We start from the raw sequence: 24,133 nt of genomic DNA, 5'->3' as shown, positions 1-24,133 counted from the left end.
GTAGTCCCTTGCGGGAAGAAAACAGGCGCCATCGCATGGCAGTGCGGAAAGTGGTCGCCTGGACCTGAGGAGTGGTTCTTCAACGCGACACGGCGAGCGGTCTGGTGCGCTGTTGGCAGACAGCGTCAGACGGCTCGCCGTGCGGGGTTTCAGTCAGGAGTGGTGCCGGGCTGCCGGTGGTCGTCGCCAGCCATCCGCGCCAGCGCATCGGCGCTGATGGACAGCTCGCTCACCACACGCACACCGGGGGCGTCGAAGCCCACCGCGTGGCTCGGCAGCTGGTCCGCCCGTGCGTCCTCGTCAGAGGAGGCACTCGTGCTCGAAGGCGCGATGATCGCGAGCTTCGGCAGGGGCGAACCGGGGAGCCGGACCGGGTCGGCAGGACGCGGTCCGGACTGCGCGGCGTTGGCCGCGGAGGACGTCGCAGCGGGCTGCTGGACGCCGACCGGCGTGCGCTTGAGCGCGGACGCCGGAATCTGAGAGGTGTCCACCGGCGCGTTCTCGTCGGTGGAACCATCGCCGACCAGGGAGTCTCCTGATACGGCTGGGAAGGAACGGGCGGAACCCTCCGCCGTCGGCGCGCCGAGCCCGACCAGTCCGGCGAGGCCGGAGACCAGGGGCGCGCTCTGCCGGGGCCGCTCCAGCTCGCGGCCGGTGACGACGCCGAAGACGTGGCGCACGACCCCGTGCACGGTGCCTTCGACGGCCTTGCCTGCCTCGACCACCGGGGCGGTGACCTGCTCGACGACGGGGGTGGCGACGTCCTCGACGGTGTGCACGATCTGCAGCACCGGCTCGAAGGCGGCGGCGACGGGCTCGGCCTGGGCACTCGCGGTGCCCGAGGAGAGCAGCACGCCGGCCGCGATCCCGCCCAGGACCAGCGCGGAGCGGGTGAGCGCCCGGCGGACAACGCCGCCCTGGCCCACTCGTCGCGTCTGGTTCCCGAACAAGGATTTCACCCTTCGAAAGAAGATTGTGGTTGTCGGGCCAAGTTCTCCAAGGAACTTCCGTCCGACATGAGAGAAGGTGCCACAGAAATGGATCTAGGTAAACCTCGGAGAGTCAAGGTCGCCTCATCGAGTTAACCCCAAGCCTTCCCTATACGGGGAGTGAGCACAACCCCAAGTTACCGACGGTAATATGAAAGCCCTCCGGTTATCACTATCGAACCTGCTCAGCGCCGGTGGATAGCCGGATCGCGGGGTAGCGTCTGCGGTCATGGCCCCGAACACCACCACCACGAAGTTCCACGAGTTGCTGCGGGCGCAGGTACGCAACGAGTTCACCGCCTCGCAGCAGTACATCGCCGTCGCGGTCTGGCTGGACGCGCAGGACCTGCCCCGGATGGCCGCGCACTTCTACCGGCAGGCGCTCGAAGAGCGCAACCACGCCATGATGGTCGTCCAGTTCCTGCTGGACAACGGCCTGCACGTGGCGATCCCCGGCGTCGACGAGGTCCGCAACGACTTCACCACCGTGCGCGAGCCGGTCGAACTGGCGCTGCAGCAGGAGCGCAAGGTCACCGAGGACATCACCGCGCTGGCGCGGGCCGCCCGCGACGAGGGCGACTACCTCGGCGAGCAGTTCATGCAGTGGTTCCTCAAGGAGCAGGTCGAGGAGGTCTCCTCGATGACGACGCTGCTCACCATCGTCGACCGCGCCGGGGACAACCTCTTCCACATCGAGGACTTCCTGGTGCGGGAGAAGGTCGGCGCCGAGGGCGACGACCCGACCGCTCCCCCGGCGGCCGGCGGCGCCGTCTAGTCCCGAGCACCACGGCGCCCGGTCAGTCCACTGTGGACTGACCGGGCGTCGTCGTTCCGGCTCAGCCCGAACAGTCGCCGTCGCTGTCGTTGAAGCGCAGGCTGATCGCGGTGACCTTGGAGTTGTTGAAGTCCACGGTGTAGACCGCCCTGCTGTTGCCGGGCACCGCCGTCTGGGCGCTGCCGGACCCGGACCGCAGCACGACCCGGCCGACGTCGGGGTAGATGCTCCCGGCCTGCTCGACCGTGGTCCCCGCGCGCAGGCCCTCGGGAGTGCGGGGCGCGTTGCGCGGCAGGATCTCGGCGAGCCCGTTCGTGCGCGAGAAGACCACCGTCCCGTAGCTGGCGCCCGAGGAGTCCAGCAGTTCGTGCACCGTGCACCTGTGCTCGGTGGCCTGCTGCTGGTCCACCACGTCCTGCTCCACCATGCCGGTGTCGTACACCTGCTTGCGCGTCATGCCCAGCCGAAGCGCGCCGAACCCGTTGGGCCCCAGCACGGTCGGCAGCGGCTGCTTCGCCGCGGTCGTCGACGTGGACACGGCCGGGGGCAGGTGGTCGACGCCGAACCCCGACGCGGTCATGCCACCGACGACGCCCAGCACCGCCACCAAGACCCCACTGCCGACGGCGAGGCCGCGGCGGTTGCGGCGGCGCCTGCGCGCTCCCGCGACGATGGTTCGTTCGGCGGCGGGCGCGGGGTCCAGGTCTATCCGCTGGTCGCGGAACATCCGCCGGAGCTCGTCGTCGAGGTTCACCGGTCACCTCCGTCCTCGACCAGGTTGCCCAGCCGCAACCGCAGCGACGCCATCGCCTTGCTGGTCTGGCTCTTCACCGTCCCCTTGGTCACCCCGAGCGACTCGGCGATCTCGGCCTCGGACAGCCCGTCGTAGTACCGGAGCACGATCACCGCGCGCTGCTTCGGCGGCAGCGCCCGCAGCGCCTGCCACAGCGGCTCGTCCTCCAGCCGGTCGTGGTCGTGGTGGATCGAGACGTCGGGCAGGTCGGCGACCAGGTTCTCCCTGCGCGTCCGCCGCCAGCGGCTGACGTGCGCGTTGGCCATCGACCTGCGCACGTACGCCCGCGGCTCCTGGCCCTTGCGCAGCAGCGCCGACCAGCGCGAGCCCACCTTCTCCAGCACCGACTGCACGAGGTCGGCGGCATCGTGCGGGTTCCCTGTCAGCGCGTGGCCGTACCGCAAAAGGCCGGGTAGCGCCGCCCGCACGAACTCGCCGAAGTCCTCTTCCATCGTCCCGTCCCCATGAAACTCCACCCCGTTGTCAGCGAGTACACGCTCGACACCCCCTCCGGGTTGCCCCGAGTCCGAGAACTCGTCAGCGGTAGCAGTCCTGTTCCTTCAGCTCCAGCCGAACCTCGGTGAGGACGTCGTCGCGCACGATCAGCCAGTAGTTGGCGTCCGGGTTGCCCGGGACGTCGGTGATTCTCTCGCCGACTGCGCCGTGCCACATCTTGCTCGCGGTGTAGACCCGCTCCACGTCACGGACGGACGAGCCGATCCGGATGCCCTCCGGGGTCTTCGTCCCGCGCCTGGCCTCCAGCCGCACCAGGCCGTGCTTGTCGGAGAACAGCAGGGAGTAGTAGCCGTGCCGGACGGTCTCGTCGGCGTAGTTGTAGCCGCGGCACCCGTCCTCGGACTTCTCCTTGGAGTTGGCCTTGATCAGCCCGGTGGCGACGGCGTCGGCCTCCGTCATGCCCAGGCTCAGCCTGCCGAGGCCGTGCGGGCCGATGACGTCGTGCGGGACGGTGTCGATCCGGCCGGGAGCGGGGGTGGGCACGGGATCGCTCCGGTCGGTGGCGGGCGGCGCGGACGCGGTCCGCCCGAGGTCGGTGAGCACGATCCCGCCCGCCAGCGCGGCGACCACGGCGACGGCGGCACCCCCGGCGGCGAGGGCGCGCCTGCGCGTGCGCCGCCGTTTCGCGCCGCGCAGCACGGCGTGCTCCGCGTCGGGACGGACCGGCAGCTCCAAGCGCTCGTCGTCGAACAACCGGCGCAGTTCCTGGTCGAGGCTCATCCCTCACCGCCCTCCATCCATCCCGCCATGCGCGCCGTCAGGGGGAACACGCGGCGAAGTCCGCGAAGGTTGCCTCCGGATACCAAAAAGATGCCGGGCGCGCTCCGCGAGCGCGCCCGGCATCGGTTGCCGCGCGGTCAGCGCAGGGTGACCTGCCTGCCCCGCAGACCGTCCCGGGAACGGCGCTCCGCCTCGGTGAGCGGCTCGCTGTCGACCGTGGCCAGCGCGGCGTCCAGCCGCTTGCCCAGCTCGACGACGGGCTGCTCCCACTCCTTGGCGTGCATCTCCCTGTCGATGTCCCACACCGGGACGAGCAGCCCGTGCGCGCGGAAACAGCCCGCGTAGCGGGTGTTCTCGCCCAGGTCCAGCTCGCCCTTGGCGGAGAGCCGGGCCATGGCGGCGAGCAGCTTCTCCTCCGGCTCCGGGCGCACCCAGCGGATGTGCGCCTTGTCGCCCGCGTCCACCCAGTAGGCGGCGGTCACGCCGGTGACCCGCTCGGTCGGCATGATCGCCTCGTTGGCCCGCTGGAGGGACAGCGCGACCTCGCCGGTCGGCTCGTCCTCACCCGGGATCCACCAGGCGAAGTCGGCGTGCACGGTGACGTCCAGGCCCGCGTCGGCGGTCAGCACGTCCTGCAGCCGGGCCTCCTCGCCCGAGTCGGCCGCCACGGTGAGCACGTCGCCGGGCTTCGCGGTCAGCGCCCAGCGGATCGAGCGGCCCAGGTCGGCGCTGATGTCGCCGGACCGGGTCTGCACCTGCATGCCGACGAACGCCTCGCCGTCGCTGCGCACCAGCGCGGCCGCCGCCATCGGCAGCACGGTGGCCAGCGTGACCTTGCGCTCGCCCTCCTTCAGCGTCAGCGGCGCGGTCGCGGACGGCACGAACTCGCGCAGCGCGATCAGCTCGCACTCGGCCGCGAGGCCGTCGAACGGGCGGGTGACGATCACGTCGGCCGGCCCGTAGGACGAGCCGTGACAGGCCTTGTAGCGCTTGCCGGAGCCACAGGGGCACGGTTGACGGGCGTTGACCGCACCCTCGACGGCGTCGCTTCCGCGACCCTTGCGCTTGGCCGCTGCGCGCTTTGCCACCGGTCCTCCTCGACCTCGACTCACTTCGGTTTCGCGACCGTAGTCGACCCCGGCCCGGCCAGGAGCGACCGGGTGGTCGAGGGCGAATCCGTGGCCAGGTACCGAACCCCGAGCTCGGCGCACAGCCGCACGTCCTCGGGTTCGTTCACCGTCCAGCAGTAGGTCGGGCGGCCCCGCGCGGCGGCCCGCGCGACGAAGCCGGGATCGGCGCGCAGCTTGCGGATACCGGGGCCGAGGATGTCCGCCCACGGCGGCAGCTTCCTCGGCGGGCCCGCGGTCAGCAGCACCGTCGGCACCGCGGGCGCCAACCGCTTCACCCGGCGCATCGCCGCCGAGGAGAACGACATCACCACCACCCCGGCGGTGTCGAGGCTGAGCGGGCTCGCCTTGCCGTAGCGGCCCAGCAGCCGGACCAGCTCGCGCTCCACCTGCCCGCCGTAGCGGATCGGGTGCTTGGTCTCGACGAACAGCCGCACCGGCCGGTCGTGGTCGGCGAGCAGGGCGAGCAACGCGTCCAGGCTCAGCACGCCGATCTCCGGCTCCGCCCCGGACCAGCTCGCGAAGTCCAGCTCGGCCAGTTCGTCGAGGGTGCGCGCGCTGACCGGGCCGGTGCCGTCCGACGTGCGGTCCAGCAGGCGGTCGTGCACGCAGACCAGGTGCCCGTCCTTGGTCAGCCGGACATCGCACTCCAGCCCGTCCGCGCCGTCCGCGATGGCCAGTTCGTACGCGGCGAGGGTGTGCTCGGCGCGGTGGGCTGACGCTCCCCTGTGGGCTACGACTTCGAGGTGCACACGGTCGATGGTGCCAGTGCTCCGAGCGGTCGCGAGGCGGTCGGCAGCAGGGGAAACGGCGAGCGGGGTGAGGGCGCTCACCCATAGGTACCGCACCGTTGGACTATCGCAACCTTTGCGTCTTACCGTCGGTAATCATGAGCCAGGCCTACTCACGCGACTGGTCGACCGGATCGAGTGAACCGCCCTTCGACCCGAGGGAGGAGCGGTTCATCCTCAACCCGTACCCGGCGTTCGCGGATCTTCGCGCTCGCGGTGAGCTGCACTGGCACGGCGGACTCGGCATGACGGTCGCGGTCTCGCACGCGGCCTGCTCCGCGGTGCTGCGGCACCGTTCCCTCGGCCGGATCTGGGCGGACGCGCTGCCAGCGGACCGGTTCACCGCGTTCAACCTGCTGCACCGGAACTCCCTGCTGGAGAACGAGCCGCCGACGCACGGCAGGCTGCGCAAGCTGATCTCCGCCGCGTTCGGCCGCGGGCACGTGGAACGGCTCCGGCCGTGGGTCCGGCGGCTGGCCGACGACCTGGTCGCGGACCTGGCGGGGAGCATCTCCGCCGATGGCGCCGGTGACCTGCTCGCGCACGTGGCCGCGCCGCTGCCGATCCAGGTGATCGCCGAGCTGCTCGGGGTGCCCGACGCCGACCGCGGGCTGCTCCAGCCCTGGTCGAACTCGATCGTGAAGATGTACGAGTACGGCCTGCCCGACGATCAGCGCGATATCGCCGAGCACGCCGCGGCCGAGTTCGTCGCCTACCTCCGCGAGCTGATCGCGCTGCGCCGCCGCCGTGCCGGGGACGACCTGGTCAGCGACCTCGTCGCGGTGACCGACTCCGACGGCGCGCGGCTGACCGAGGACGAGCTCGTCGCCACCGCGGTGCTGCTGTTGATGGCGGGGCACGAGGCGACCGTGAACGTGGTCGGCAACGGCGTGCTCGCACTGATGCGGCACCGCGACCAGTGGGACCGCCTGGTCGCCGATCCCGGGTTGCTGGACACCGCCGCCGAGGAGCTGATCCGCTTCGACTCGCCGCTGCAGCTGTTCGAGCGGACCGCCATCGAGGAGGTCGAGGTCGCCGGGCACGTGCTGCGACCGGGCGAGAAGATCGCCGCGCTGCTCGGCGCCGCCGCCAGGGACCCGCTGGTCTTCGCCGAACCGGACCGCCTCGACATCGGCCGATCGCCCAACCCGCACCTGGGCTTCGGCATGGGCATCCACTACTGCCTCGGCGCCCCGCTGGCCCGGATCGAGATCGTCGCCGCCCTGGAAGCCCTCACCACCCGCCTGCCCGACCTGGAGCTGGCGGGCGAACCCCTCCGCCGCGCCGAGTTCGTCATCCGCGGCCTCCGCGCCCTCCCCGTCACCACCTGACCCCCCGGTAGTTACGCAGTCTTCAAGTCCTACGAACCCCACCCCCAGCGGTCTTTAACCGCACCCAACCTGCGGCCGCGCGCGGGAGGTTGGGTGCGGTTAAAGACGTCTGGGGTGGGGGTAGGGCGTACTTGAAGACCGGCGAACCCGGCTGGGAGTCAGCGGCGGTGGGTCGCGGCGCGGGGGCGGCGCTCGGGGGTGGGCGCGCCGTCGACGCGGACCACGAGCATGCGGTGCGCCGCGGCGTTCTCCAGCGGTGAGAGGAGCGCGGTGATGCTCGCGATCACCCTCAGGCTGAGCACGGCGACGGCCACCGCGACGGAGTCGGTGAGGATGCGCAGCACCACACCGTCCGCCTGGGCCTGGACACCGGAGCGCAGGCCCCAGAGCAGCGTGACCGCGCCGAGCACCAGACCGGCCACCCAGGTGACCCACCAGATCCGCAGCAGCTTCGACGGGTACGGCCTGCGGTCCGCGGGCTCACCGGCCGCGGCGTGTTCGAGCTCGGTCAGCGTGGAGCCGAGAACGCTCAGGTTGGGCCCGGGGAGCAGGCCGAGCAGCACCTGCCAGTCCGGCCGCGCCGGGGCCCGGTCGGTCGCCACCGTCGCCGCCTGCCTCGCGCGCAGCAGCCACAGCACGGCGGCGGTGCCCGCGACGAGCGCGGTGACCGGCGCGAGCACGCCCGCCGTGATCACCAGGGCGTCGGAGGCCTTGAGCCAGCCGTAGGACAGCACGGCGGAGCGGCTGATCAGCAGCATCACGTAACGCCACAGCTCGGCGACGGCGGCGAGGCCGCACGCGAAGGCGGTCACCCACAGCAGCGTGATCGCGGTTCCGGAGAGCACGCGCATCCGCTCGGCGGGGCTGACCCGCGGCACGGTCCCGGGGACGGACATCTGCCAGCGCCACGGCAGCGCGGGAAGGCCCCACCTCGGCGGCGCCGGGTAGGACGGCGGCCCGGTGTAGCGGGGCTGCCGCTGGCGGCGCTGCCGGTACGGGCGCACGGGAACGGGTGGACTGGCCACCCAGTCCACCGCCATCGGACGGCCCGGCCGCATGGTGCTCAGATCACCTCGGGTTCGGTGCCGGCGTCGGCCGCGACGAGCGGTTTGCCCACCGCCTGCCAGCTCTGCATCCCACCGGCCACGTTGATCGCGTCCCAGCCGTTCTGGTTGAGGAAGGCGACGGCCCGCGCGGACCGGCCACCCATGCGGCACACCACGTGCAGTTCGCCGTCCTCCGGCAGCTCGGCCAGGCGCTCGGCCAGCTCGCCGAGCGGGATGTGCAGCGCGCCGGGGGCGTGGCCCGCGTTCCACTCGTCGTGCTCCCGGACGTCGAGCAGCTTCACGTCCGCGCCGAGCTCGGTGACGTCCACGGTGGGCACCTGCATGGGGTTCACACCGGAGATGCTGCCATGCCCCCGCGTATCGCCGCAGTGAACCGCGGTGAACCGCCTATCCGAGGGCCGCGAGCCTGGTGAGGAGGTCGACGATGACGTTCTCCGGCAGCGCCGCCGGGCCGGACTTGCCGTCGTCCTTCGGGCCGCCCCGGTAGGCGAGCGGCACCTCGTAGCCGGTGATCTGGTACCACCGGCCGGACCGGGTGAACGCGCGGATGCCGTCCGGGGTGGCCTGGAGGATCGCGCCGCCGGGCAGGTTCAGCCAGTGCATCTTCTGCGCGCAGCCGCCTGAGTTGACCGACGCGTAGTACTCGGCGGCCTGTTCCAGTGGTCCGCCGTACCGCCCCGCCATCATCGAGAAGGTGCGCTGGACCTGCTTGTCCTTGCTGTACACGGCGACGTCGGCGAGACCGCGGTTGACGTTGACCCACGTCTTGTTCTGGATGTGCACCGCATCGCCCGGGTAGTGCTTGGCGAGCTCGTCGAGCAGCACCGGGAGGTACTTCTCCTCCGGCAGCACCTCGCGCCCGCTCGCCGGGGGCAGGGTGATCGGCGCGCACATGCCGGGGCCGCGCACCCCGGGCTCTTCCGGGGAAGGCGGAGCGGGCACGTAGGTCGGCTCGTGCGTCACCCAGCCCGGGCGCGGCGACTCGGGCAGCGGCACCGGCGGGGTGCTGACGGCCGGGCCCGCGGGGGGCAGCCGGTCCGCGCCGACGCCGAGGTTGCCCAGCGCCGACGCGCCGACGCCGATGCCGACCACCGCGACGATCGCTCCGGCGACCGTGCCGATCCTGGTGATCAGCACGCGCCTGCGGCCCCTGCGGATCACGTCCTCCACCCGGGTGGTGCCCGGCGGCGGTACGTCCACGTCCACGACGCGCTGCAGCGCCGCACGCAGGTCCTGTTCGTCATCCCACATGTCGATCACCTCCTCAGCAGCCCGCCCGCGTCGCCGGGTGCAACGCAGGTGTGTTTCCGTCGCCGGGACCGTACGCCTGGCGAAGGGCTTGCAGCCCTCGTGATGTCTGGCTCTTGACGGTGCCCGTCGTACAGCCGAGCACGTCCGCAACCTGCTCAACGGACAGATCCTGGATGAATCGGAGCACGATGACCGCACGTTGGCGTGGCGGCACCTTCTGCAACGCGGCGAGCAGCGCGGGCCGGTCCTCGATCGCGCCGGTGTCCTGGACCACCGGGCGGTCCGGTGGTGACTCGGTGGGCTCTTCGCGCGCCCGGCCCCTCCGCTTGGTGTCGAGGAAGGTCCTGGTCAGCACGGTTCGCAGGTAGGCGTCGGCTGTCTCGGACCGAACCCGGCGCCAGTGCGCGTAGATCTTGACGAAGGCGTTCTGGGCCAGCTCCTCGGCCTCGTTCCAGTTACCGCACAGCGCGAACGCGATGCGTCTGGCGAAGTCGAACCTCGCCGAGAAGTACTCGGCGAACTCGTCGTCGCGCCGCGTCAACCCGCTCCTCCTCCGACGTCCCTCACGGGGTAATACGCGGTGGGCGCGCACGAGGTTGCACAACGCGAGGACGGCCCCGCCAGCGAGTGCTGGCGGGGCCGCTGCCGTTGAGCCGAACTCAGTGGTCGATGGCCTTCTCGGCGCCCGCTCCGGTCAGCGCGCGCACCTCCATCTCCGCGTACTTGGCCTCGTTCGCCTTCTCCTTGCTCAGCACCGTGCCGAGGTAGCCGAGCAGGAAGGACAGCGGGATCGAGACCAGGCCGGGGTTGTCCAGCGGGAACCAGTGGAAGTCGACGCCGTTGAGCATCGAGTCGCTCTTGCCGGTGGCCGGGTTGACCGGCTTGCCGGAGACCACCGGCGAGAACACGATCAGCACCACGGTGATCGTCAGACCGCCGTAGATGCTCCACAGCGCGCCGCTGGTGTTGAAGCGCTTCCAGAACAGCGAGTACAGGATCGTCGGCAGGTTGGCCGAGGCCGCGACCGCGAAGGCCAGCGCGACCAGGAAGGCGATGTTCTGCCCGTTGGCCAGGATGCCGCCGAGGATGGACAGGATGCCGATGACCACCGCGGTCCTCCGGGCGACCCTGACCTCGGCGTCCTTGTCCTCGACCTCGCCCTTCTTGATCACGTTGGCGTAGATGTCGTGCGCGAAGGAGGCCGCCGCCGTGATCGTCAGGCCCGCGACGACCGCGAGGATCGTGGCGAAGGCGACCGCGGCGATCAGGCCGAGCAGCAGCGTTCCGCCCAGCTCGAAGGCCAGCAGCGGTGCGGCCGAGTTCGCCTTGCCCGGCGCGGCCAGGATCTTGTCGGGGCCGACGAGGGCCGCCGCGCCGTAGCCGAGGACCAGGGTGAACAGGTAGAAGATGCCGATCAGCCAGATCGCCCAGACCACCGAGCGGCGGGCCTCCTTGGCCGTGGGCACGGTGTAGAAGCGCATCAGGATGTGCGGCAGGCCCGCGGTGCCGAGCACCAGCGCGAGGCCGAGCGAGAGGAAGTCCAGCTGGGTCAGCCCGGTCTTGCCGTACTGCAGGCCCGGGTTGAGCAGCTTCTCCCCCACCTTCGGGCTGTTCTCCACCGCGGCGCCCAGCAGCGAGGACAGGTTCACCCCGTACTGCGCGAGCACCCACAGCGTCATCACGGCCGCGCCGGTGATCAGCAGGACCGCCTTGATGATCTGCACCCACGTGGTGCCCTTCATCCCGCCGATCAGCACGTAGACGATCATCAGAACGCCCACGATCGCGATCACGCCCGCCTGCGCCCAGCTGTCGGTGACGCCGAGCAGCAGCGCGATCAGGCCGCCCGCCCCCGCCATCTGCGCGAGCAGGTAGAAGAAGGACACCGCGAGGGTGGAGATCGCCGCGGCGGTGCGCACCGGGCGCTGGCGCATCCGGAAGCTGAGCACGTCGGCCATCGTGTACTTGCCGGTGTTCCGCAGCAGCTCCGCGACCAGCAGCAGGGCCACCAGCCAGGCCACCAGGAAGCCGATGGAGTACATGAAGCCGTCGTAGCCGTTGATCGCGATGGCGCCCGCGATGCCGAGGAACGACGCCGCCGAGAGGTAGTCACCGGCGATGGCGATGCCGTTCTGCGGCCCGGTGAACGCGCGCCCCGCCGCGTAGTAGTCGGCGGCGGACTTCGTGTTCTTGCTCGCCCGGAACACCACGACCAGCGTGATCACCACGAACGCGGCGAAGATGCCGATGTTCAGCAGCGGCGAGCCCGCCACCGTCTGAGTCTGGGCCAGGTTCACGCGTCCTCCTTCTCGACCCTGCGCCGCAGGTCCTCGGCCAGCGGGTCGAGGTTCTTGTTCGCGTGCCGCACGTACAGCGTGGTGATCAGGAACGTGGAGACGAACTGGAGCAGGCCGAGCACCAGGCCGACGTTGATGTTGCCGACCACCTTGATGCTCATGAAGCCGTGCGCGTAGTCCGCCAGGATCACGTAGAGCAGGTACCAACCCAGGAACAGCACGGTCATCGGGAAGACGAACCGACGCAGCCGGCGACGCAGGTCGCCGAACTCGGGGCTGGCCTGCATGGTGGCCCAGACCTCCTGGTCGGGCGCACCGCCGCTCACAGGCCGCTCGGTGGAACTCACGGAACCTCCCTGTTCGGGTGGGATGTTCATGTTCCGGGGGACGGTAGCCGAGACCAAGGTCACCCATAAACGGGACGTGCCCAATCGTTGGGACAGATGAATCGATCCATCGCCGAATGACGCCGTGATTAGCCCGAACGGACCACGATGGGCGCGCTGAACAGCATGAACGCGCTCTACTTGCGCTGCCGCCGATTGGCCCAGCCGCTCAGCGTCGTCGAGGTCCGCTTGGAGACGTCGACCGGGGGCTGGGACTGGTTGCCGAACCGCTGGACATCGCGGTCCTTGGTGAACCCCAGCCGATCGGGGGCGTGCATCCGGAGCATCACCTGGGCGACGTCCCTCGGCACGCTCCTCGGCGTGAGCTTGCTGAAGAACCACATCGCCAGGAACGAGAGCGGCACGCTGATCATGCCGGGCTGCGCCACCAGCGAGTTGACCCAGCCGCTGGTCGAGGTGGTCAGCAGGACGTAGGCGGTCGAGCCGAGCACCACGCCGCCGCCGGTGAGGATGCCCATCGTGGCGCCGAACGGGGTGAGCCGGCGGTACCAGATGCCCAGGATCAGCAGCGGGCAGAAGGTGGACGCGGCCAGGCACAGCGCGAGGCCGACCGCCTGCGCCGCGCCGAGGTTGGGGAACAGCAGCGCGCACACGATCGGCACGGTCGAGGCGAAGATCGTGGCCAGCCGGAAGTCCCGCACCCGGCCGGGCAGCACGTCGGTGGAGAGCACGCCCGCCACGCTGACCACCAGGCCGGAGGAGGTGGACAGGAACGCCGCGAACGCCCCGGCCGCGGTCAGCGCCGCCAGCAGCTGGCCGAACCAGTTGTTCAGCATCGCGGTCGGCAACAGCAGCACCGCGGCGTTGTCCTGGCCGGTGACCAGCAGCTCCGGCACGTACAACCGGGACAGCCCGGCGAAGATCAGCGAGAACAGGTAGAAGCCGCCGACCAGGACCAGCACGTACAGCGTGGTCGTGCGCGCGGAGGAGCCGTCCGGGTTGGTGTAGAAGCGGACCAGGACGTGCGGCAGCCCCATCGTGCCGAAGAACGTCGCGAACATCAGCGACCAGATCTCCATCGCCTGCGGCCAGCCGCCGGACATCGGCCGCAGCCAGCTGGCGTTGTCGGCGGCGGCGGTGGTGACCGAGGGGACCGGGGCCCCGGCGGGGAAGATCAGCTTGGTGCCCTTGTCGACCGACTTGACCGTGCCCGTCGCCCAGAACGCGCCGCCGTCGACCGGGGCCCCGTCGATCGTGCCCTTCGCCCGCAGCGACACCGCCTGCGACACCTGGAGCCGCACCGCGGTCTTCACGTCGATCGTGGTCTCGCGGGCGAACGCGGGGGGCAGCGGCTCGGACAGCGACCGGTACTCGGCCCTGTCGTCGTTGAGGAAGACGAAGAACAGCAGGAACGCCGGGAACGCCAGCGCGAACAGCTTCAGGTAGTACTGGAACGCCTGGACCAGGGTGATCGCCCGCATGCCGCCGCCGACCACGTTGATGGTGACGGTGATCGCGACCGCGAGCCCGCCCAGCCACGGGGGCACTCCGGTGAACGTGGCCAGGGTCAGCCCGGCGCCCTGGAACTGCGGCACCAGGTACCACCAGCCGAGCAGCACCACGACCGCCGTGCACAGCCTCCGCAGCCCGACCGAGCCGAGCCGGGCCTCCGCGAAGTCCGGCACCGTGTACGCACCCGAGCGGCGCAGCGGGGCGGCGACGAACAGCAGCAGCATCAGGTACCCGCCCGCGTACCCGATGGGGTACCAGAGCCCGGTGGCGCCCTTGGTGAACACGAGCCCGGCGACGCCGAGGAACGACGCCGCGGACAGGTACTCGCCCGCGATGGCCGCCGCGTTGGCGTGCGGTTTGATCGTCCTGGAGGCGACGAGGAAGTCCGGCGTGGTCTTGGACCGGCGACCGCCGTAGACACCGACGCCGATGGTGAGCGCCATCGCGAGGATGACCCCGCCGAGCGCCCAGTTGTTCTGCACCATCGCGTCTACCCGGTCCTCAGTCCTCGACCATGCCGGTGTACTGGTTGGCGAACTTCGCCTCGTTGCGGTCGACCGCGCGGTTGTAGATCGCGCCGATGCCGACCATGAACGGGTAGGCCAGGCCGCCGACCAGCAGCCACGGCAGCCGGATGCCGAAGACCACGTACTCGCCGATCTCCGGGACCAGCACGAACAGCACGGGCAGGCCCGCGTACAGCGCCAGCACCAGCGCCGCCAGCGCCAGCGCGATCTTGAGCTGCCTGCGGACCAGCTCCTTGACCACGTTCTCGGCGATCCCGGTGTCCTGGCCCTCCAGCTGGGCCATCGGCCGCAGGATGCGCCGCGCCCCGCGCCGTTCGGCGAGCACGACCTTCACCCGGCGCTTGCCGCGCAGCGGGTAGGTCGGCTCCTCCTCGGCGGAGTGGCCGGGCCCGCCGTGCCCGTTGCGCGTGTGTTCCTGCCCGCCAGGCCCGGTTCCCTCCAGGGGGTCCTGGCCGTGCGGGAAACTCACCGCTGACCCCAGTTGTTCTTGGGCGCGCGCACCAGGCGGTCCTTCAGCTCCCTGGTGTGCCTGCGGCTGACCGGCAGCTCGGGGGCGTTCGCCTCGTTGCCCAGCCGCACCGTGTAGCCGGAGGAGACCATCTTCAGCTCGGTGATCAACGGCAGCGCCACCAGGTACGAGCGGTGGATGCGGACGAAGCCCGCGTCCGCCCACTTCTCCTCCAGCTGCGCCAACGGGATGCGCACCAGGTGGCTGCTGCCGTCCGAGGTGTGCAGCCGCGCGTAGTCGCCCTGCGCCTCCACCCACCGCACGGAGGAGCGCGGGATGAGCTTGGTCGTTCCGGCCAGCTCGACCGGGATGACCTCCTCCTCGACCGGCTCCGCGACGGCGGCGGCCGCGCTCTCCAGCTGGGCGGTCAGCTGCGTGCGCTCGACCAGGCCGAGCACCCGCTCGATCCGGTCCTCGCGCGGCGGCTTCACGATGTAGTCCAGCGCGCCGAGCTCGTAGGCGCCCAGCGCGTACTCCTCGAAGCCGGTGATGAACACCAGCGCGGGAGCGGGCTGCACGCCGACCATCAGCCTGGCCAGCTCCATCCCGGACAGGCCGGGCATCTGGATGTCCGCGAAGACGGCGTCGACCGGCGCGATGTTGTTGCGCAGCCGGTGGTGCACCTCGGGATCGGCGCCGCGGAGGATGCTCAGCGCCTCGGTGGCGTCGCCGGCCAACAGCACCCGTCGCACCCGCGGGTTGGAGTCCAGCAGGTAGCCGATTTCGTCCAGGTTGTTGGGCTCATCGTCGATGGCCAAGACGATGAGTCCCGCTGGCTTTCCGTTCGTACTCACAGTGACGCCATATCCTGCCGATCGCCCAGGCCCGCTGTCCACGACCAGTGTCGGGTCAACAGGGTGACAGATCGCAGACGTTAGCCCAACACACGGTCATCCCGCGCCACCCGCTACAGCCCCAGGCGGGACCACCAGACGCGGTGCTCCACGGCCTCCACGGCGGCCAGGACCTTGTCCGCGGGCGAGCCGAACAGCGCGCTCGCACCGATGCCGAGCTTGGCGAGCAGCGGTTTCTTCGGTTCGGTCACCGTGATCTCCGCGCCCTTCCAGCGCTTGGTGACCACCTGGCGCAGGGTGCCGACCCCGTCGGTCAGCCCGAGCTCCGCCGCCTTCGCGCCGAGCCAGACCTCGCCGTTGAACAGCTCCTCGTCCGTACCGCGCAGCCGGTCCCCGCGCCGCTGCTTCACCCAGTCGGTGAACTGCACGTGCAGCTGGTCGAGGATGCCGCGCACCCACTCGACGTCCTCGGGCTTCTCCGGGCTGAACGGGTCGAGCCGGGACTTGTTGGTGCCCGCGGTGTGCAACCGCCGCTGCACGCCGAACCGCTCGATCACCTTGTCCAGGCCGAAACCGGAGTTGATCACGCCGATCGAGCCGACCATCGAGGTGCCGTGCGCGTAGATCTCGTCGGCGGCGCAGGCCAGCCAGTACCCACCGGAGGCGGCCGCGTCCTCGCAGAAGGCCAGCACCGGGACCTTCTTCCGGTCGGCCAGCTCGCGGATGCGCGTGGCGATCAGCGCGGACTGCGTCGGCGAACCGCCGGGCGAGTTGATCAGCAGCGCCACCGCGGCCAGCCGGTCGTGCTCGAACGCCTTGGTCAGCGCCGATTCCAGGCTCTGCAGGTTGAGCGCTCCCCTGGCGACCGGTGACGGGTTGGGGGTGATCACCCCGTGCAGCCGGACGACGGCGACGACGGGGGCGCGCTCGGCCTGGTTGCCGAGGATGGGCAGACGGGCGGCCAGCTTCTCGGTCACGCTCATGCCACCGACCCTACGGAAGGATCACCCGACGGGCGCGGGCGGCGGCGCGTGCACGCCGACGGCGAACTTCGGCACCCGGAGCACGACCTTGGTGCCCGCGTTGAGGTTGGTCTCCACGACGAGGCCGTAGTCGTTGCCGAAAGCCCTGCGCAGCCGGTCGTCGACGTTGCCGAGACCGACGTGGGCGCCGGTCATGTGCGCGTTGTCGGTGGCCTCGCGCAGCCGCTGCGGGTCCATGCCGACGCCGTCGTCCTCGACGCTGATCACGGCCTCCGCGCCGTCGTCGATCGCGGCCACGGTGACCGTGCCACCGCCCGGCTTGCTGGCCAGGCCGTGCCGGACCGCGTTCTCCACCAGCGGTTGCAGCGTCAGGAAGGGCACGACGACGGGCAGCACCTCGGGCGCGATCTGCAGCTTCACGTTGAGCCGGTCGTTGCCGTAGCGGGCGCGCTCCAGCGTCAGGTAGCGGTCGATGTTGCGCAGCTCGTCGGCGAGCGTCACGTACGGCCCGGCGTTGCGGAAGGAGTAGCGGGTGAACTCGGCGAACTCCTGCAACAGGTCGCGTGCCTGCGAGGGATCGGTGCGCACCAGCGAGGAGATCGTGGTCAGCGCGTTGTAGATGAAGTGCGGCGAGATCTGCGCCCGCAGCGCGCGCACCTCGGCGATGGCCAGCCGCTCGCGGGACTCCTGCAGTTCGGAGAGTTCGAGCTGGGTGACGACGTAGCGCGCGCCCTCCTCGGCCGCGCGCAGCAGACGTTTGCCACCGATGCCCGCGACCACGACCATCGCGCCGACGATGGAGCCGTCGACCTCCAGCGGGTAGGCGACCGCGTGCCGCATCGGGCACTTGTTGATCTCGCAGTCCATCGTGCCGTGGTTGGCCAGCGCGGGCTTCCGGTCGTTGACCGCGATGGCGACGATGTCGCGCAGGTCCTCGAAGTGGTAGTTCGCCTCGCCCGCCCAGGACAGCGGCTCGCCGTCGGGGTCGACCAGCGCGACCGCGACGCACGCCAACAGCTCGCGCAGGTGCGGGGTGGCCTGGTCGGCCGAGCGCACCGAGAGCCCTTCGCGGAGCGCGGGCGCGGCCTGGGTGACGCGGTGCAGCGCGGTCAGCGTCGCGTCCTCGACGGAGGTGCTGACGCGGCGGGCGCGGCAGAGCATGACGAAGAGCGCGAGCACGGCTATGCCCGCGATACTCCCCATGATTGCTCTGTCGGTGAGCAGCTCACTCACTCGCTCATGCTCCGCTGTGACGGCCCCGCGAGGCAACTGTCCCGGCACAGGAAAATGTGCCGAATGGATGAACCCGGCCCGTGCGCGATGTAGTCGGTGCTTCCTGTTGAACATTACGGTACCGCCGGGGGAGGGTGTCCGGTGTGCGAACACTCGATGGAACAGCCGTTCGAGTCGCGCTCTTCGCGACCTGCCTCGCCGACACGCTTTTCCCGGAGACAGCCAAGGCCACGGTTCGCCTGCTGGAGCGGCTCGGCTGCGTCGTCGAGTTCCCCGAGGCCCAGACCTGTTGCGGCCAGATGCACTTCAACACCGGCTACCGCGACCAGGCGCGGCCGCTTGCGGACAACTTCACCCGGATCTTCGCTGGTTACGACGCGATCGTCATACCATCCGGTTCATGTACGGGAATGGTTCGCGAGGTCTATCCCGACCTGACGGGCTCCGGAGATTCCCCAGTCTCCCCGGCGATCGCCCGCACCTACGAGCTGTCGGAGTTCCTGGTCGACGTGCTGGGGATCACCGATGTCGGCGCGTATTTCCCGCACCGCGTGACCTACCACCCGACGTGCCACTCGCTGCGCATGCTCGGGGTCGGTGAGAAACCGTTGCGCCTGTTGAAGAACGTGCGCGGGCTGGATCTGGTCGAACTCCCCGACGCCGATTCCTGTTGCGGTTTCGGCGGTACGTTCGCGATGAAGAACGCCGAAACCTCCACGGCGATGCTCGGCGACAAGATGAGCTGCGTGCTGACCACGCGCGCGGAGGTCGTGACGGCGGGCGACAGTTCCTGTCTGATGCACATCGGCGGCGGGTTGTCCCGGCTGCGCACCGGAGTGCGGCCCGTCCACCTCGCCGAGATCCTGGCCAGCACGGAGGAGGACCCGTGGCGCGCAACCCGGTGACCTGGCTCGGCACCCCGGCTTTCCCGGTGGCGGCCAAGAAAGCGCTCACGGACACGCAGCTGCGCCGCAACCTCCGCAAGGCCACCACGACGATCCGCGGCAAGCGCAGCCTCGCGGTCGGCGAACTCCCGGACTGGGAGGACCTGCGCCGCGCGGGCGAGGCGGTCAAGAACGAGGTTCTGTCCAATTTGGACAGTTACCTGGAACGCCTCGAACGCTCGGTGACCGCGCGCGGCGGGATCGTGCACTGGGCGCGGGACGCCGCCGAGGCCAACGAGATCGTGCTGCGGCTGACGAAGGCCGCGGGCGCCGACGAGGTCGTGAAGGTCAAGTCCATGGCCACCGCGGAGATCGGCCTCAACGAGGCTCTGGAAGCCGGTGGGGTCACGGCGATCGAGACCGACCTCGCCGAGCTGATCGTCCAGCTCGGCAAGGACCGGCCGTCGCACATCCTGGTCCCGGCGATCCACCGGAACCGCTCGGAGATCAAGGAGATCTTCCGCAGGGAGATGCCCGACGCCCCGGCGACGCTGTCCGACGAGCCCCGCGAACTGGCCGAGGCCGCCCGCGCGCACCTGCGGCGCAAGTTCCTCACCGCCAAGGTCGCGGTGTCCGGGGCGAACTTCGCGGTCGCCGACACCGGCTCCGTCGTCGTGGTGGAGTCCGAGGGCAACGGCCGCATGTGCCTGACGCTCCCGCAGACGCTGATCACCGTGATGGGCATCGAGAAGCTCGTCCCGTCGTGGCGCGACCTGGAGGTCTTCTTCCAGCTGCTCCCCCGGTCCTCGACGGCGGAGCGGATGAACCCGTACACCTCGGTGTGGACCGGCGTCACGCCCGGCGACGGCCCGCAGGAGTTCCACCTGGTGCTGCTGGACAACGGCAGGACCGCGACGCTCGCCGACGAGGTCGGTCGCGCGGCGCTGCGCTGCATCCGGTGCTCCGCGTGCCTCAACGTGTGCCCGGTCTACGAGCGCACGGGCGGCGGCGCCTACGGTTCGGTCTACCCCGGCCCGATCGGCGCGATCCTCACGCCGCAGCTCATGGGGAACTTGCAGGACAAGCAAACCGCGTCGCTGCCGTTCGCGTCGTCCTTGTGCGGAGCGTGTTTCGACGCGTGTCCGGTGCGCATCGACATCCCGAAGATCCTCGTGCACCTGCGCGGGAAAGTGGTGTCGGCGAAGGGAAAACGCGGTCCGGAGGCGATCGCGATGTCGGCGCTGGCATGGGTGATGCGCGATCCGAAGCGCTTCGCTGCCGCCCAGCGCGCCGGCTCGCTCGGCCGTTTCGTCGCGAAGGGCGGGCGCATCGGCAGGCTGCCGTGGCCGGGCTCGAAGTGGACGGACTCGCGCGATCTCCCTGTCCCGCCTGCTGAATCCTTCCGCGCGTGGTGGAGGCGAACCCGTGGCTAGTTCCGCTTCTCGCGCAGAGGTGTTGCGCCGCATCAGGATCGCGCTGCGCGACAACCCGCAACCCGCGCCGATCCCCCGCGACTACGACGTTTCGCGGGACCTCGGCGACCTCATCGACGTGTTCGCCGAGCGGGTCGCCGACTACCGGGCGATCGTGCACCGCGTCCGCGCGGAACGACTGACCGTGTGGATCGACGGCCTGCTCGAAGCCCGTGGCGCGCAACGGATGATCGCGCCGACCGACCTGCCGGAGGACTGGCTCAGCCCCGACGTGGAGTGGCAGCGGGACTCGCCGCCGCTGTCGATCGATGCGATGGACTCCAGTGATGGCGTGCTGACGGCGTGCGCGGTGGGTATCGCGGAGACGGGCACGATCGTGCTCGACGCCGGGGTCGGCCAGGGCAGGCGCGCGCTGACCCTGCTGCCGGACTACCACCTGTGCGTGGTGCGGGCGGAGCAGGTCGTCGGCACGGTGCCCGAGGCGCTGGCGAGGCTGGACCCGGTCCGCCCGCTGACGTTCATCAGCGGCCCGTCCGCGACCAGCGACATCGAGCTGGACCGTGTTGAAGGCGTGCACGGCCCGCGCACCCTCGAAGTGATCATCGTGCAGGACTGAGCTACTTCAGCAGCCGGTCCATCCGCCGGTCGGACAGCGGCTTGCCGCCGGTCTGGCAGGTCGGGCAGTACTGGAAGGACTTGGTGGCGAAGGAGACCTCGCGGACGGTGTCGGAGCACACCGGGCACGGCATCCCCGCCCGCCCGTGCACCCGCAGCCCCGAGCGCTTCTCGCCCTTGAGCCGCGCCGCGGACTGCCCGACCGACCGCTCGACGGCGTCGGTCAGCACCTGCCGCATCACCGAGAACAGCTCGTCGATCGCGTCGTCCTTGAGCTTCCCGCTGGTCGCGTAGGGCGAGAGCCGCGCGGTGTGCAGGATCTCGTCGGAGTACGCGTTGCCGACGCCCGCCAGCGTGGACTGCTCGACCAGGAGGGTCTTCAACCGCTCGGACCGGTTCTTCAGCAGCTCGGCGAACTCGTCCCTGGTGATCGCGAGCGCGTCCGGCCCGAGCCGCGCGATGCCGGGCACCTCGGTCGCCGGGTCCTCGACGATGTAGACCGCCAGCCGCTTCTGCGTCCCGGCCTCGGTGAGGTCGAACCCGGGCCCTTCGCCGGGCGGGCCGAGGTGCACGCGCAGCGCGAGCGGCCCCTTGCCCGGGCGGGGCGGCGCCGCGGCGAGCGTGTCCGCCCACCTCAGCCAACCGGCCCGGGACAGGTGCGTGACCAGGTGCAGCCCGTCGCAGTCCAGGTCCAGGAACTTGCCGTGCCGCCCGGCGCCCGTGACGGTGCGCCCGTGCAGCGCCGTCCACGGCGGGCTGACGGTCTTGAGCACGGTCAACGACGCGACGTCGACCCTGCCCACGGTGCGTCCGGTGGCGTGCTCGCGCAGGTGGTGCGCGAGTGCCTCGACCTCGGGAAGTTCAGGCACCCACCCAGTCTGACCCAGGCACTCCGCCCGCGCACCCAGTCCGTGTAACCGGTCCGTGGAACCACCAACCGCCCGACACCGGCGCAGTTGTGTACCCAATGTGGCATTTGTTTCGCTGAGCGAAACCAACGTCACATTGGGTACGAAGAACGCGGAGGGCTAGTCGATGGGTTGGAGGGGGCCGTCCACGGCGGGGGTCGAGTAGACCTCGATGTCCCTGGCGATCTTGGTGGTCTCCTGGTGGGCGGCCATCATGCCGCGCACGGCGCCGACCCATCGCTCGGGACCGTGTTCCTCCAGGTCACCGGGGGTCTCAGCGACCACGGTCCACTGCCTGCGCAGCGCCCACCGGGCCGGGAAGAAGAGCACGAGCATGGCCAGCGCCAGCAGCAGCCAGAACGGGACGACCACGTCGCTCGGGGTCCACGCCACCAGCACCGCGACCAGGCCGAGCACGATCACGCCCATGACGATCCCGGAGGTGCGCCCGGCGTTGACGTCGTGCTCGAACTCGTCGACCCCGGCGGGGTTCGACCACTCGATATGGGTGCGCACGGTCCACATCCGACCGTCCGCTCCTCGAACCAACCGCGTCATCAGCGCCTCCTCAGCCGTCGGCACCGGTCACGCTGGTGCCACGATTCACCGAGCGCTCTGTGTCTGTAACGGTACCGCGACGCGGGTAGGCCCCGCGGGTGAAACTGGCGAGCACCGAACCTCCGGGCAAACGGCTGCGAGCGGTGAGCATCACCCGGGGATTGTGCCGCGAGTAGCACCCGGTTGGCACGTGCGGGTGAGGCAAAAACCCAATGACGATCACTGACCAGCAACATCCCCGCGCCGCAACTCGCCGCCGCTCCCGCCCCACCCCCGGGTGGAATCTCGCTTCCGGCATCGGTTAGAGTTCTCGACATGCGGATGTAGCGCAGCTGGTAGCGCATCACCTTGCCAAGGTGAGGGTCGCGGGTTCGAATCCCGTCATCCGCTCGCAGGCCGAGGGGCTCCGGTGAACTTCACCGGAGCCCCTCGGCTTTTATCATCGCGTCATGGACCTCGAAATGGCCTTGGGCGTTGTCCGGGAGCAGCACCGGGCGGTGCTGGCGACGTTGCGGCGGGACGGAACGCCGCAGATGTCCCCGGTTCTCGCCGGTGTGGACTCGGACGGGCGCGTGGTGGTGAGCACCCGCACCGCGGCGGCGAAGACCCAGAACCTGCGACGTGATCCGCGGGCTTGGCTGTGCGTGCTGCCGGACGGGTTCTTCGGGCGCTGGGTCCAGGTCAGCGGCACCGTCGAGATCGTCGAGCTGCCCGAGGCCATGGACGGGCTCGTCGACTACTACCGCTCCGTGAACGGCGAGCACTCCGACTGGGACGAGTACCGGGCCGCGATGGCCGCCGAAGAGCGCGTGCTGCTGCGGATCGCGCTGGAGAAGGCGGGCCCCTCGCTCAGCGGCCGGTGAAGTCGGCCTTGCGGCGCTCGACGAAGGAGAGCACACCCTCCTTGGCGTCTTCCGTGCCCATGAGCTTCATCAGTCCTGGCACCAGGTTCGCCACCGCGGCCGCTTCGCCCTCGGTGACGGCGGTGCGGGCCGAGCTGATGGTCGCCCGCACGCCGAGCGGGGCCTGTTCGCAGATGCGCTCGGCCAGGTCGATCGCGCGGTCGAGCTGCTCGCCCGGCGGGACCACCTCCTGGACCAGGCCGATGCGCAGGGCCTCGGCCGCGTCGAACTCGTCGCCGGTCAGCAGCCAGCGCATGGCGTTGCCCCAGCCCGCCACCTGCGGGAAGCGGATCGTCGCGCCGCCGAACGGGTAGATGCCGCGCTTGATCTCGATCTGCGCGAAGCGCGAGTTGTCGGCGGCCACCCGGATGTCGGATGCCAGCAGCAGCTCGATGCCCAGCGTCAGCACCCAGCCCTGCACGGCGACCACGATCGGCTTGGTCCGCGGCCGCCCCTGCGTCCCCCACGGGTCGATCGAGCCCTCGGGCAGCGGGAACCCGGCATCGACGATCTTGGGCGCCACCTCGGCCAGGTCGAGACCGGCCGTGAAGTGCTCGCCGTGCGCGAAGACGACACCCGCCCACAGTTCGGGGTCGCGCTCCAGCTCGGTGTAGGCGGTGGCGAGTTCGGCGAGCATCGCCGAGGTGAAGGCGTTGCGCTTGTCCGCGCGGTTGAAGCCGATGAGCAGGATTCGGCCCCTGCGCTCGGTGGTGACCAGTGCCGTCCCGGACATCCCTACCTCCAAGCTACCCGTGAGTAACTCACGTTATCCGGCTCAGTCCAGTAGAGCAACTGACGCCCGCCGAATTAATCCGGGTGACCTTCGTCGAGGTCGCCGTCATCCTGATCTCGACGCTTCCGGTCAAACGACTGGTACGAAACGGAAAGGTTGTGTTCGCGATGACGAGTCGCACGCGCCGTGGATCGGCGCTCGGTGCCGTTTCGGTGCTGTTCGGCTGGTACGCCTCGGTTGTTTTCGCTTTCCTCGCATGGGCTTTGAGCCTTCCCGCGATGCCGAAGGACAGCGCGCTGTTCACCGCGGCGATGTACGGACCGCCGATAGCGGTGGTCGCGCTGTTCATCGGCGCGCTGGTCGCCAAGGTGCTGACCGACCGGCGCGGGTCGGACTCGCTCAAGCACGGTTCGCTCGCGGCGTTCGTCGGTTTGCTGAGCGCGAGTGCGGCGGGACTGGTGTGGGCGGTCTGATCGAGAACACGGCCTGATCAAAGGGAACCCCCGTCGGATTCGGCGGGGGTTTCCTTGTGCTCGGGT

At 70.3% G+C, this 24,133-nt stretch carries 27 protein-coding genes and 1 tRNA gene; 8 read left to right on the top strand and 20 right to left on the bottom strand.

Features of this window, described 5'->3' with window-relative positions; all coding sequences use genetic code 11:
- Window positions 1-149: 149 nt before the first annotated feature.
- Window positions 150-950, bottom strand: coding sequence for a hypothetical protein (locus NLX83_RS10145; protein ID WP_254234571.1), 801 nt, complete (start codon window positions 948-950; stop codon window positions 150-152).
- Window positions 951-1,218: 268 nt separating this feature from the next.
- Here NLX83_RS10145 and NLX83_RS10140 point away from each other — a divergent pair, with 268 nt between their 5' ends.
- Window positions 1,219-1,764 carry a ferritin gene (locus tag NLX83_RS10140; RefSeq protein ID WP_254234570.1) on the top strand — a complete coding sequence of 182 codons (546 nt, stop codon included), beginning with the start codon at window positions 1,219-1,221 and terminating at the stop codon, window positions 1,762-1,764.
- 61 nt (window positions 1,765-1,825) lie between these two features.
- Here the strand turns inward: NLX83_RS10140 and NLX83_RS10135 are convergent, their stop codons facing one another.
- The 5 genes from NLX83_RS10135 to NLX83_RS10115 form a co-directional block, all read right to left on the bottom strand.
- Window positions 1,826-2,518: a hypothetical protein gene (locus tag NLX83_RS10135; protein WP_254234569.1), complete on the bottom strand. Its 693-nt coding sequence runs from the start codon at window positions 2,516-2,518 to the stop codon at window positions 1,826-1,828.
- The gene (locus NLX83_RS10130) at window positions 2,515-3,009 is read right to left on the bottom strand and encodes a SigE family RNA polymerase sigma factor (RefSeq protein ID WP_254234568.1); all 495 of its coding nucleotides are present in this window, start codon (window positions 3,007-3,009) and stop codon (window positions 2,515-2,517) included. The genes NLX83_RS10135 and NLX83_RS10130 overlap by 4 nt, the downstream gene beginning before the upstream one ends.
- Window positions 3,010-3,094: 85 nt before the next feature.
- On the bottom strand, window positions 3,095-3,793 hold the full coding sequence (locus tag NLX83_RS10125; protein ID WP_254234567.1) for a hypothetical protein: 699 nt from the start codon (window positions 3,791-3,793) through the stop codon (window positions 3,095-3,097).
- 137 nt (window positions 3,794-3,930) lie between these two features.
- Window positions 3,931-4,881: a DUF5926 family protein gene (locus tag NLX83_RS10120; RefSeq protein WP_254234566.1), complete on the bottom strand. Its 951-nt coding sequence runs from the start codon at window positions 4,879-4,881 to the stop codon at window positions 3,931-3,933.
- A gap of 20 nt (window positions 4,882-4,901) precedes the next feature.
- Window positions 4,902-5,753: a glycerophosphodiester phosphodiesterase family protein gene (locus tag NLX83_RS10115; RefSeq protein ID WP_308209290.1), complete on the bottom strand. Its 852-nt coding sequence runs from the start codon at window positions 5,751-5,753 to the stop codon at window positions 4,902-4,904.
- 56 nt (window positions 5,754-5,809) lie between these two features.
- On the opposite strand from NLX83_RS10115, the gene NLX83_RS10110 reads away from it, so the two are divergent.
- Window positions 5,810-7,042 (top strand): cytochrome P450, encoded by a 1,233-nt coding sequence (locus NLX83_RS10110; protein WP_254234565.1) that lies wholly within the window; start codon window positions 5,810-5,812, stop codon window positions 7,040-7,042.
- A gap of 158 nt (window positions 7,043-7,200) precedes the next feature.
- On the opposite strand, the gene NLX83_RS10105 is transcribed toward NLX83_RS10110, so the two are convergent.
- The 11 genes from NLX83_RS10105 to NLX83_RS10055 form a co-directional block, all read right to left on the bottom strand.
- Window positions 7,201-8,100, bottom strand: coding sequence for a DUF4328 domain-containing protein (locus tag NLX83_RS10105; RefSeq protein WP_254234564.1), 900 nt, complete (start codon window positions 8,098-8,100; stop codon window positions 7,201-7,203).
- A gap of 5 nt (window positions 8,101-8,105) precedes the next feature.
- Window positions 8,106-8,432, bottom strand: a complete 327-nt coding sequence (locus tag NLX83_RS10100) for a rhodanese-like domain-containing protein (RefSeq protein WP_254236160.1) — start codon at window positions 8,430-8,432, stop codon at window positions 8,106-8,108.
- A gap of 64 nt (window positions 8,433-8,496) precedes the next feature.
- The gene (locus NLX83_RS10095; protein WP_254234563.1) at window positions 8,497-9,360 is read right to left on the bottom strand and encodes a hypothetical protein; all 864 of its coding nucleotides are present in this window, start codon (window positions 9,358-9,360) and stop codon (window positions 8,497-8,499) included.
- A gap of 13 nt (window positions 9,361-9,373) precedes the next feature.
- The gene (locus tag NLX83_RS10090; RefSeq protein WP_254234562.1) at window positions 9,374-9,901 is read right to left on the bottom strand and encodes a SigE family RNA polymerase sigma factor; all 528 of its coding nucleotides are present in this window, start codon (window positions 9,899-9,901) and stop codon (window positions 9,374-9,376) included.
- Window positions 9,902-10,019: 118 nt separating this feature from the next.
- A complete protein-coding gene (locus tag NLX83_RS10085; RefSeq protein WP_254234561.1) occupies window positions 10,020-11,657 on the bottom strand; it encodes a solute symporter family protein in 1,638 nt (545 codons plus the stop codon).
- A complete protein-coding gene (locus NLX83_RS10080; RefSeq protein WP_374118714.1) occupies window positions 11,654-12,004 on the bottom strand; it encodes a DUF485 domain-containing protein in 351 nt (116 codons plus the stop codon). The genes NLX83_RS10085 and NLX83_RS10080 overlap by 4 nt, the downstream gene beginning before the upstream one ends.
- Before the next feature lie 176 nt (window positions 12,005-12,180).
- Window positions 12,181-14,001 carry a sodium/solute symporter gene (locus tag NLX83_RS10075; RefSeq protein ID WP_254234560.1) on the bottom strand — a complete coding sequence of 607 codons (1,821 nt, stop codon included), beginning with the start codon at window positions 13,999-14,001 and terminating at the stop codon, window positions 12,181-12,183.
- A 16-nt stretch (window positions 14,002-14,017) separates the two neighbouring features.
- A complete protein-coding gene (locus NLX83_RS10070; RefSeq protein WP_254234559.1) occupies window positions 14,018-14,512 on the bottom strand; it encodes a hypothetical protein in 495 nt (164 codons plus the stop codon).
- The gene (locus NLX83_RS10065; protein WP_254236158.1) at window positions 14,509-15,315 is read right to left on the bottom strand and encodes a LytR/AlgR family response regulator transcription factor; all 807 of its coding nucleotides are present in this window, start codon (window positions 15,313-15,315) and stop codon (window positions 14,509-14,511) included. The genes NLX83_RS10070 and NLX83_RS10065 overlap by 4 nt, the downstream gene beginning before the upstream one ends.
- A gap of 143 nt (window positions 15,316-15,458) precedes the next feature.
- The gene (locus NLX83_RS10060; RefSeq protein ID WP_254234558.1) at window positions 15,459-16,328 is read right to left on the bottom strand and encodes a S49 family peptidase; all 870 of its coding nucleotides are present in this window, start codon (window positions 16,326-16,328) and stop codon (window positions 15,459-15,461) included.
- A 21-nt stretch (window positions 16,329-16,349) separates the two neighbouring features.
- The gene (locus NLX83_RS10055; RefSeq protein WP_030427975.1) at window positions 16,350-17,561 is read right to left on the bottom strand and encodes a sensor histidine kinase; all 1,212 of its coding nucleotides are present in this window, start codon (window positions 17,559-17,561) and stop codon (window positions 16,350-16,352) included.
- Between the two features lie 143 nt (window positions 17,562-17,704).
- On the opposite strand from NLX83_RS10055, the gene NLX83_RS10050 reads away from it, so the two are divergent.
- Genes NLX83_RS10050 through NLX83_RS10040 form a run of 3 tightly spaced genes read left to right on the top strand, consistent with a single transcriptional unit; the run spans window position 17,705 to window position 20,494 of the window.
- Window positions 17,705-18,466, top strand: coding sequence for a (Fe-S)-binding protein (locus NLX83_RS10050; RefSeq protein ID WP_254234557.1), 762 nt, complete (start codon window positions 17,705-17,707; stop codon window positions 18,464-18,466).
- Window positions 18,448-19,878, top strand: a complete 1,431-nt coding sequence (locus NLX83_RS10045) for a LutB/LldF family L-lactate oxidation iron-sulfur protein (RefSeq protein ID WP_254234556.1) — start codon at window positions 18,448-18,450, stop codon at window positions 19,876-19,878. Before NLX83_RS10050 ends, NLX83_RS10045 begins: the two co-directional genes overlap by 19 nt.
- 22 nt (window positions 19,879-19,900) lie before the next feature.
- Complete coding sequence (locus tag NLX83_RS10040; RefSeq protein WP_254234555.1) at window positions 19,901-20,494, top strand: LutC/YkgG family protein; 594 nt, start codon at window positions 19,901-19,903, stop codon at window positions 20,492-20,494.
- Between the two features lies 1 nt (window position 20,495).
- On the opposite strand, the gene NLX83_RS10035 is transcribed toward NLX83_RS10040, so the two are convergent.
- Both NLX83_RS10035 and NLX83_RS10030 read right to left on the bottom strand, forming a co-directional pair.
- Complete coding sequence (locus NLX83_RS10035) at window positions 20,496-21,362, bottom strand: Fpg/Nei family DNA glycosylase (protein WP_254234554.1); 867 nt, start codon at window positions 21,360-21,362, stop codon at window positions 20,496-20,498.
- Window positions 21,363-21,521: 159 nt separating this feature from the next.
- Window positions 21,522-21,959 (bottom strand): DUF983 domain-containing protein, encoded by a 438-nt coding sequence (locus tag NLX83_RS10030; RefSeq protein WP_254234553.1) that lies wholly within the window; start codon window positions 21,957-21,959, stop codon window positions 21,522-21,524.
- A 317-nt stretch (window positions 21,960-22,276) separates the two neighbouring features.
- Here NLX83_RS10030 and NLX83_RS10025 point away from each other — a divergent pair.
- Both NLX83_RS10025 and NLX83_RS10020 read left to right on the top strand, forming a co-directional pair.
- Window positions 22,277-22,349: transfer RNA gene (locus tag NLX83_RS10025), tRNA-Gly, on the top strand.
- A gap of 59 nt (window positions 22,350-22,408) precedes the next feature.
- Entirely contained in the window at window positions 22,409-22,822 is a 414-nt protein-coding gene (locus NLX83_RS10020) for a PPOX class F420-dependent oxidoreductase (RefSeq protein WP_254234552.1), read from the top strand.
- Here the strand turns inward: NLX83_RS10020 and NLX83_RS10015 are convergent.
- Window positions 22,809-23,594, bottom strand: a complete 786-nt coding sequence (locus tag NLX83_RS10015) for a crotonase/enoyl-CoA hydratase family protein (protein ID WP_254234551.1) — start codon at window positions 23,592-23,594, stop codon at window positions 22,809-22,811. The two genes, NLX83_RS10020 and NLX83_RS10015, sit on opposite strands and share 14 nt — an antisense overlap.
- A gap of 167 nt (window positions 23,595-23,761) precedes the next feature.
- Between NLX83_RS10015 and NLX83_RS10010 the strand changes: the two genes are divergently transcribed.
- Window positions 23,762-24,067, top strand: a complete 306-nt coding sequence (locus NLX83_RS10010) for a hypothetical protein (RefSeq protein ID WP_254234550.1) — start codon at window positions 23,762-23,764, stop codon at window positions 24,065-24,067.
- The last annotated feature ends 66 nt before the right edge of the window (window positions 24,068-24,133 follow it).

Origin of the sequence: Allokutzneria sp. A3M-2-11 16 (genome assembly GCF_024213555.1) — a bacterium.
Lineage (GTDB): Bacteria > Actinomycetota > Actinomycetes > Mycobacteriales > Pseudonocardiaceae > Allokutzneria.
Note: the sequence above shows the minus strand (reverse complement) of the source record. Positions and strands in the feature narration are given on the sequence as shown.

Coding starts and splice junctions, on each gene's coding strand:
- NLX83_RS10140 (WP_254234570.1), top strand. CDS start 1,219: ATGGCCCCGAACACCACCACCACGAAGTTCCACGAGTTGCTGCGGGCG.
- NLX83_RS10130 (WP_254234568.1), bottom strand. CDS start 3,009: ATGGAAGAGGACTTCGGCGAGTTCGTGCGGGCGGCGCTACCCGGCCTT.
- NLX83_RS10125 (WP_254234567.1), bottom strand. CDS start 3,793: ATGAGCCTCGACCAGGAACTGCGCCGGTTGTTCGACGACGAGCGCTTG.
- NLX83_RS10110 (WP_254234565.1), top strand. CDS start 5,810: ATGAGCCAGGCCTACTCACGCGACTGGTCGACCGGATCGAGTGAACCG.
- NLX83_RS10105 (WP_254234564.1), bottom strand. CDS start 8,100: ATGCGGCCGGGCCGTCCGATGGCGGTGGACTGGGTGGCCAGTCCACCC.
- NLX83_RS10100 (WP_254236160.1), bottom strand. CDS start 8,432: ATGCAGGTGCCCACCGTGGACGTCACCGAGCTCGGCGCGGACGTGAAG.
- NLX83_RS10095 (WP_254234563.1), bottom strand. CDS start 9,360: ATGTGGGATGACGAACAGGACCTGCGTGCGGCGCTGCAGCGCGTCGTG.
- NLX83_RS10075 (WP_254234560.1), bottom strand. CDS start 14,001: ATGGTGCAGAACAACTGGGCGCTCGGCGGGGTCATCCTCGCGATGGCG.
- NLX83_RS10060 (WP_254234558.1), bottom strand. CDS start 16,328: ATGAGCGTGACCGAGAAGCTGGCCGCCCGTCTGCCCATCCTCGGCAAC.
- NLX83_RS10030 (WP_254234553.1), bottom strand. CDS start 21,959: ATGACGCGGTTGGTTCGAGGAGCGGACGGTCGGATGTGGACCGTGCGC.
- NLX83_RS10020 (WP_254234552.1), top strand. CDS start 22,409: ATGGACCTCGAAATGGCCTTGGGCGTTGTCCGGGAGCAGCACCGGGCG.
- NLX83_RS10015 (WP_254234551.1), bottom strand. CDS start 23,594: ATGTCCGGGACGGCACTGGTCACCACCGAGCGCAGGGGCCGAATCCTG.
- NLX83_RS10010 (WP_254234550.1), top strand. CDS start 23,762: ATGACGAGTCGCACGCGCCGTGGATCGGCGCTCGGTGCCGTTTCGGTG.